This is a genomic window from Agaribacillus sp. DX54 (assembly GCF_056858335.1).
The window spans coordinates 1-6,980 of the sequence record NZ_JBXEQE010000069.1 but is presented as its reverse complement, the minus strand read 5'-3'; the positions used below and the strand labels follow the sequence as shown (position 1 = coordinate 6,980).

General features: G+C 39.7%; 6 protein-coding genes. All 6 read left to right on the top strand.

The annotated features are described in order from the left end of the window. Positions 1 to 87 precede the first annotated feature (87 nt). The 6 genes from AC04NP_RS30105 to AC04NP_RS30080 all read left to right on the top strand — a co-directional run bounded on the left by AC04NP_RS30105 (position 88) and on the right by AC04NP_RS30080 (position 6,886). The gene (locus AC04NP_RS30105) at positions 88 to 1,434 is read left to right on the top strand and encodes a glycosyltransferase (RefSeq protein WP_482863830.1); all 1,347 of its coding nucleotides are present in this window, start codon (positions 88 to 90) and stop codon (positions 1,432 to 1,434) included. 9 nt (positions 1,435 to 1,443) lie between these two features. Continuing rightward, positions 1,444 to 2,769, top strand: a complete 1,326-nt coding sequence (locus AC04NP_RS30100) for an ArnT family glycosyltransferase (protein WP_482863829.1) — start codon at positions 1,444 to 1,446, stop codon at positions 2,767 to 2,769. Beyond that, on the top strand, positions 2,759 to 3,742 hold the full coding sequence (locus tag AC04NP_RS30095) for a glycosyltransferase family 2 protein (RefSeq protein WP_482863827.1): 984 nt from the start codon (positions 2,759 to 2,761) through the stop codon (positions 3,740 to 3,742). The genes AC04NP_RS30100 and AC04NP_RS30095 overlap by 11 nt, the downstream gene beginning before the upstream one ends. Before the next feature lie 582 nt (positions 3,743 to 4,324). Further along, positions 4,325 to 5,485 (top strand): 6-bladed beta-propeller, encoded by a 1,161-nt coding sequence (locus tag AC04NP_RS30090; protein ID WP_482863826.1) that lies wholly within the window; start codon positions 4,325 to 4,327, stop codon positions 5,483 to 5,485. Next, positions 5,482 to 5,970 (top strand): hypothetical protein, encoded by a 489-nt coding sequence (locus tag AC04NP_RS30085; protein WP_482863824.1) that lies wholly within the window; start codon positions 5,482 to 5,484, stop codon positions 5,968 to 5,970. The genes AC04NP_RS30090 and AC04NP_RS30085 overlap by 4 nt, the downstream gene beginning before the upstream one ends. Positions 5,971 to 6,619: 649 nt before the next feature. After that, positions 6,620 to 6,886, top strand: a complete 267-nt coding sequence (locus AC04NP_RS30080; protein WP_482863823.1) for a hypothetical protein — start codon at positions 6,620 to 6,622, stop codon at positions 6,884 to 6,886. Positions 6,887 to 6,980 lie beyond the last annotated feature (94 nt).

Below are 6,980 nucleotides of genomic sequence, written 5' to 3'. Positions count from 1 at the left end.
GAAAAAACACTTCAAAAATTTCTTCGCCGTACTACTTGGCTGGAATCACCCACATTTTTTATCAACACATAAACACTATGAAATGCTATGAAAAGAAATCGTTTTGTTCATCGTTTTTTACGTCGCTACCATACCAATGTGATCCCTTCAGGCGCTTCTGTACTCGAGATTGGCTGTAGCGAAGGTAGCCTGCTTCATGCGCTTAAACCAAAAACAGGCCTGGGCATTGATCTGTCAAATGAAAAAGTTGAAAAGGCCCGTTGTCAGTACCCGCATTTGTCTTTTCATTGTGGCAATGCCGAAAACAGCCTATTGGAAGGTGTATTCGATTATGTGGTCATCTCCCACCTGTCACGCTTGTCGGCCGATATCCAACAGGTACTTAAAAAATTAAGGCCGCATGTACACGCCCGTACCAGGGTCATCATTGCAGGCAATAACCTCATGTGGCGCCCTTTGTTTGACATCGCCGAGCGATTGGGCATTGGCAAAGACAGGCCTGAACGCAATTGGCTTTCTGTCCGCGACCTTGAAGGAATGCTGACCCTGGAAGGTTACCAGGTAGTAAAAACCGAACGCAAGTTACTTTTCCCATGGTATTTCCCCTTTATCCATTTTGGGTTGAACAAATTTTTAGCTAACCTGCCGGTTATCCGAAGGTTCAACCTGATGCAATTTACCATAGCACGACCTTTAGTCACCCCTAAAGCCGGTTATTCGGTATCCATTGTCATCCCGGCCAGAAACGAAAAAGGCAACATCGAAAATGCCATCCTCCAAACTCCGATGTTCGGTATTCAACAGGAATTTGTTTTTGTAGAAGGCCGCTCTGACGATGGCACCTATGAAGAAATGATCAGAGTACAGGAACAATATCCTGATAAAGATATCAAAGTACTCATGCAAACCGGCCGGGGCAAAGGCAATGCGGTAAGGGAGGCTTTTGATGCAGCCACAGGTGACATATTGATGATCCTCGATGCTGACCTGACCACACCGCCGGAAGATATGCCCAAGTTTTATGAGGCGCTGGCCAACAATCGGGGGGAGTTTATCAATGGGTGCCGGCTGGTGTATCCCATGGAAAAAGACGCCATGCGGCCGCTCAACCTGTTGGGTAATCGTTTTTTCGGATGGGCGCTCTCTTACCTTTCCGGACAGCGAATCAAAGACACCCTATGTGGCACCAAAGTACTGTTTAAGAAAGACTACGAATTAATCAAAGCTAATCGTGGGTTTTTAGGCAACCTGGACCCTTTTGGTGATTTTGACCTGATACTGGGAGCTGCCAAGCTCAACCTGAAAATGGTGGAAATAATGGTTCGCTACAAGGGCAGGAGGTACGGCGCTACGCAGATCAGCAGGTTCAGGGACGGTTTCCAGCTCCTGAAAGTGAGCTTCAGGGCTGCTTTGAAATTGAAGTTTAACAATTAAAGAATCAAAATGAAATTTTTGATCAAATACCCCCATTTCCTACTCATTGCGATAACTGTTGCCACATTCTTCCCAACATTATTCAACGGCTTCCAACTCAAGTGGGACGATACCTGGCAGGTACTTGAAAATCCTTTTATTCCGGATCATTCCGCCGAAAATATCTCTTATCATTTCGCCAATTTTTATGCCGGTCAATACTCCCCTGTCAATACCCTAATGTATATAGTAGTATACAAACTGTTTGGTTTTGACCCTTTCGGTTTTCACCTGGCCTCCCTGCTGGTACACCTTACCAATGTCTTACTGATATTTTATATTATCCGAGACATTGTTAAAACTGTAAAACCGGGCTTTAACCATGCCAGGATACAACATTATGCTTTTTTTACTGCCCTGGTTTTTGCCATACACCCTTTGCAGGTTGAATCCGTGGCCTGGATCAGCGCCTCTAAAGTGGTCATGTTCACACTGTTTCTTTTGCTGAGCTGCCTATGTTATATTAGGTATATACATACGGGGAAAGGCAGGTGGTTAGTCATTATCGGTTTTTTGTATTTCCTGGGGTTTGCTTCCAAAGAGCAGGCCATTATCCTGCCGCTAAACCTGCTGGCGCTGGATTATATCTATGGAAGGTTAAAGGGGATAAGGCTTTCCTTCTCATCCTTTAAAAAGAAAGTGTTGCTGGAGAAAGTACCCTTTTTCCTGCTGGCACTGTCTTTTTGGTATTTCTCTTTGAACTACGGGCTTGGTCGTGTTGACCTGGGGGGGTATCCTGTATATCAACGCGCCATATTGGGCATGCACAGCCTGATGGAGTACCTTTTCAGGGCTATTGCTCCAGTCAGGCTTTATTTTGTCTATTTCTTCCCCATGCAGATAGGAGAGTCGCTGCCATGGTATTATTGGGTTTATCCCGTAATGACCTTGATTGTAGTGGCGTTCGTATGGCACAACATCCGGCGTAACAACAAACTGGTGCTTTTCGGCACGCTTTTATTCATGGTTAACCTGTTGCTGGTACTACACATCTTGCCCATGCCAAGGCCCACGATTACCGCAGACCGCTACATGTATATCAGCATAGCTGGCTTAGCGCTCATAGCCATATGGCACGTTGATTATCTTCTTGTGAAATTTAAACCCTACAAGAAATACTTCATCTCAGCAATGACCGCTTATTTTCTCTTCTACAGTGTGCATACTTTTCACAGAACAATGCAATGGAAAGACAGTGAAACGATGAAACAAAATGTGTTGGATATAGTGGAAAAAAGAAAAGCTGCCGGAGAGTATGTTGAGGAACATCCTTTATTAGATAAATATGATGAGTGATTTTTTGCTATCGGTAATTGTGCCTTGTTACAATGAGGCGGAAAATATCAGACTGTTGGTCGATCAGCTCCAAAAGGCGCTGGAGCCCATGCAATATGAGGTCATTTTTGTCAACGATGGCAGTACCGACCATACCGGGCAAATGATCAAACTGGAAATGGCAACAAATAATAAAATCGGGTACATTACTTTTTCCCGGAACTTCGGCCACCAGGCCGCCATTAAGGCGGGTATAGATCATGCCAAAGGAAACTGTATCCTAACCATGGATGCCGACATGCAACATCCGCCGGACATGATAAAGGAAATGATCCGGCTGTGGGAAGATGGCTATGAAATAGTCACGGCTGTGCGAAAAAACACAGAACAGCTCGGATGGTTTAAAAAGATAACCTCCCGGTTATTTTATTGGTTATTGTCCAAATTATCTGATCATAAGGTTGTTTTCGATGGGGCGGATTTCAGGCTATTCGACAAGAAAGTAGCCCAGGTAATCCGTAATATGGCAGAGCAGGACCTGTACCTGAGAGGCATCTTCTCATGGGTTGGCTTTAAGCAAACCACCATTGATTATCAGGAAGGCACAAGGGCATTTGGTCAAACCAAATACTCCACAAAAAAAATGCTGCAATTGGCCCTGAACGGTATTACATCATTCAGCATAAAACCGCTTCGACTATCACTTTTAGTGGGGATAACATTTGCACTGCTGGCTTTTGCCTATGGTGTTTATGCCATCGTGGTAATGGCTTTAGGCCATGCAGTATCGGGATGGACCTCCATTATCGCCAGCGGATTATTTTTATCAGGAGTTCAACTGACCATACTGGGGATTATGGGCGAATACCTGGGCAAAATGTACATGGCACACAAACAGCGGCCAAACTATATTATAGCTACTGCTTCCCCGGGATTAGAAAGAAAAACCAAAATAAATATATCACCAAAAAAAGAAAGGATACCTATGGATTGAAATTTAAACAAAATGCGCGAAAATACCCTGCCCGGGACGAGGCAGGGGCGTGAACCATAATGGCCACGATAAAATAAACGATTTTTAAATTTAACAAATTGGAAAATGAAAACTAAATGGAAAAATAAGTTAAGTTATGTAGCAGCAGGTATATTCCTGTTGGCCGGATTGCAAATGTAAGCTTGTCACTTACTGATCCTTTTGTATATGTAGATACAGATTTGTTGGCACAATCCGGTTCTAATGAATGTACTAAAACTGGAAAATGGCAAGAAGTGCTTGAGATAATTGATCCACCGCTCATTCAATGCAGGTATCAAGGAATTCTATGCTGCGAATCAAAAGGGAAATGTTGTCCGGAATAGACACTCATGAATTAATATAAGGTGTTGTATCTGAAACAGATGTTAAAATCATCGATAACAGAAACCGATGAGGATTGCAACTGAACCTATTTTTTTATGAGAGAAAAAATTCATTTTCTCACCTTTCAGGTATTTGTGTTATGGTAAATACCTGAAAGGGTTCTTTTAATCAAACCAATTAATCTATACAGATATAATATTTATAAAAATGAATGCGGTGAATAAATATAAAATGATAGCGCCAGCGTTCTGGCTATTTGCTATCCTGGCTTGTCAAAATCATAAGGACACAAAAGAAACAATTGACGATGGTAAAACTGTAAAGGTGATCAAAATAGATAAAGCAAAGAGCTGGGAAGTAAATGATTTTTTTAGGTTAAGTAAAGCTGTTCCACTATCCGATTCTATTTTGATCAGCAATGTTAATAAATTAATCTTTCATAATGACAAAATCCTGATATTGGATAAGTCATTAAAATCCATTATGCGATTTTCTGAAGCCGGAGATTTCGAGATGATCATTAATGATGTTGGCAAGGGTCCTAAAGAATACATTTCCTTAGGCAATTTTCTTGTAGAGCAAGAAACCAACGATATACTAATTCTGGGAGGAGATAACAGGAATGAGATACTTAGATTTAGTTGGGATGGTAAATTCAAAGAAAGGTATCCCCTTTCCTTTTCAGCAGCTGATTTTGAGATAATTGAAGATGGATTTCTCTTTTATTGCCGCAACATACTAAACAAGGACGCTTTGACCGAAAACAAAAGTTTTTTTAATATCCTGGTCTGTGATAAGGATTTTAATATAACCAACAGACAATTGCCAATACCTAACTTTTGGAATGGGTTAGCATTCTTATTTCGAAATAACAGTGCATTTTGTAAATATGGGCAAGATATCTACTGTCAGATGTCCATACCAAATAATACCACAATTTATAAACTGCAGGACTCAACCATAGCACCTCACTATTTCTTTGATTTTGGAAAAGATTTAAGGACAATATTAACTTCCTATAACAACGTAGATGATATAATGGATAAAATCGAAAAGGAAGAATTTCCTTGTAGGCTCGATTGTTACTTTGAAAATGACAAGCTCGTTCATTTTAGTGTTATGCAGGGGCGACAAAGCGTGAATCAAGTTATTTACGACAAAAAAAAGAGGAAGGTGTTTTCCAGGCATATCAAACTTGACGATGTTTCTAATCATTTTTTACCAATCAATTATCATGGTAATGGTGAATTTATGGTTCATGTGCTAACACCATTTCTAATATCTGAGGGAAAACTTGAATTTGAACTGCCTGCCGATCTAAAGGATCAAGTAACGCCAAATAGCAACCCTGTCTTACTTTTTTTTGACATCAAATGAAATACATAAAAATAATCGGCCCAGGTTTCATTTTAATACTTTTAATATTTGTTGTTTTTAAACCAAGACAAACAAATGAAAAACCAAAACAAAAAATAGACAACCTTAAGCTATTTAATCTTAAAAACAGGGAAGTAACAACTTTGTTGCAACTATGCGGAGGTCAAAATAAACTTGTAATAAGGTATTTTGGCATGAATTGTAAAGAGTGTATAGAATCCTTAATAGCAGATGTAAGGAACATATTCAAGGATGAATTTAATTCAAAAGTAATTTTGCTAAACAATACACACGCCAAAGTTTATGATGAAGAAAACGAATACTATGTAGCCAATATCGAAAATGAACTTGAAAAAACAGGGAAGCCTTACATAATTATTACAGACTCTCTGTTACAATTCAAATTCTCATTATCCTTAAAAAATAATACAACCATTTTGCCCAGCTTTTACCGGGATACCATTATGGTTACGATGAATAACTAATACTTCAATGAAACGACCTTCCATTATAGAAAAATCAGAAGATTATTAGGTTTTGAATAAATCCTCCTCTTTGAACGGTATTATCTATCACAAGTTTGCTATCGAAGAGGTAAATTTGGAGTTTTCAATTTCTTTATTGGATACAGACGCAAATGGGACAAAGCGTTGAATTACAAACCTAAATCTGTTTGCCTGGGATTTGTCATTCAAAACGACTTGCTCAACTATGAAAAAACCATCAGGGAAACACCCATTCCTTCCAAACAAATCACACAGGGACTTTCCCATAAACCAGGGACTAAATTTGATTTGCACTGGATTTTCCTGGTTATTATAGTAGTTTTTTTTACTAACTACATTTTTCATTACTGCAAATGACTACCATGACTGGGAAGGTGACTTTCCCCCGTAGCTATCCTTAGTTTGAAACTAAGGATAGTCTTGAAGTGAATAGCTAATGGAAGCCTGACTGAAACTCGAAGTTGACACAATCTCCCCATTTATAAAAGAAAAAATGCCTATGTAATCTTTAAAAAAGCACCCAAAAACACCTTGCCCCGGCCAGCAGGAAGCTGATGCGAGACAAGGGCGTACACTTCGAAAGGGCACGATAAAACAAAATTAATTCGAACAAAATTACATATTTAAAATGAAAACTAAATTTAAAAACAAGCTGAGGTATGTTGCAGCAGGTATATTTATGATGGGCTTGGTAGCCAATGTAAGCTTATCCCTTACCGATCCTTTTGTATATATGGGCATCGATTTGCTGGCACAAACAGGTAGTAATAGAGTACTACCGGACAATGCATTAGGTGCGATAACATTGATGATGTGGATTGTCAAACAGTCTGGGTGGGGAATGTGCCTCACAAGTTTTATGGCCCAAGTCATCCGTGTGACTGATAGTGTTTGAAATATCATGTTTATGAGGCAAGAATTTCAGAAAACCCCTGCCTGTTTACATACATATTATCTGTTTTCTAAAAATCAATATGAAATATTTATAT

What these genes read in the sequence shown, in the direction of transcription:
- AC04NP_RS30105 (WP_482863830.1), top strand. Translation starts at nt 88, where the DNA reads ATGAAAAGAAATCGTTTTGTTCATCGTTTTTTACGTCGCTACCATACC.
- AC04NP_RS30100 (WP_482863829.1), top strand. Translation starts at nt 1,444, where the DNA reads ATGAAATTTTTGATCAAATACCCCCATTTCCTACTCATTGCGATAACT.
- AC04NP_RS30095 (WP_482863827.1), top strand. Translation starts at nt 2,759, where the DNA reads ATGATGAGTGATTTTTTGCTATCGGTAATTGTGCCTTGTTACAATGAG.
- AC04NP_RS30085 (WP_482863824.1), top strand. Translation starts at nt 5,482, where the DNA reads ATGAAATACATAAAAATAATCGGCCCAGGTTTCATTTTAATACTTTTA.
- AC04NP_RS30080 (WP_482863823.1), top strand. Translation starts at nt 6,620, where the DNA reads ATGAAAACTAAATTTAAAAACAAGCTGAGGTATGTTGCAGCAGGTATA.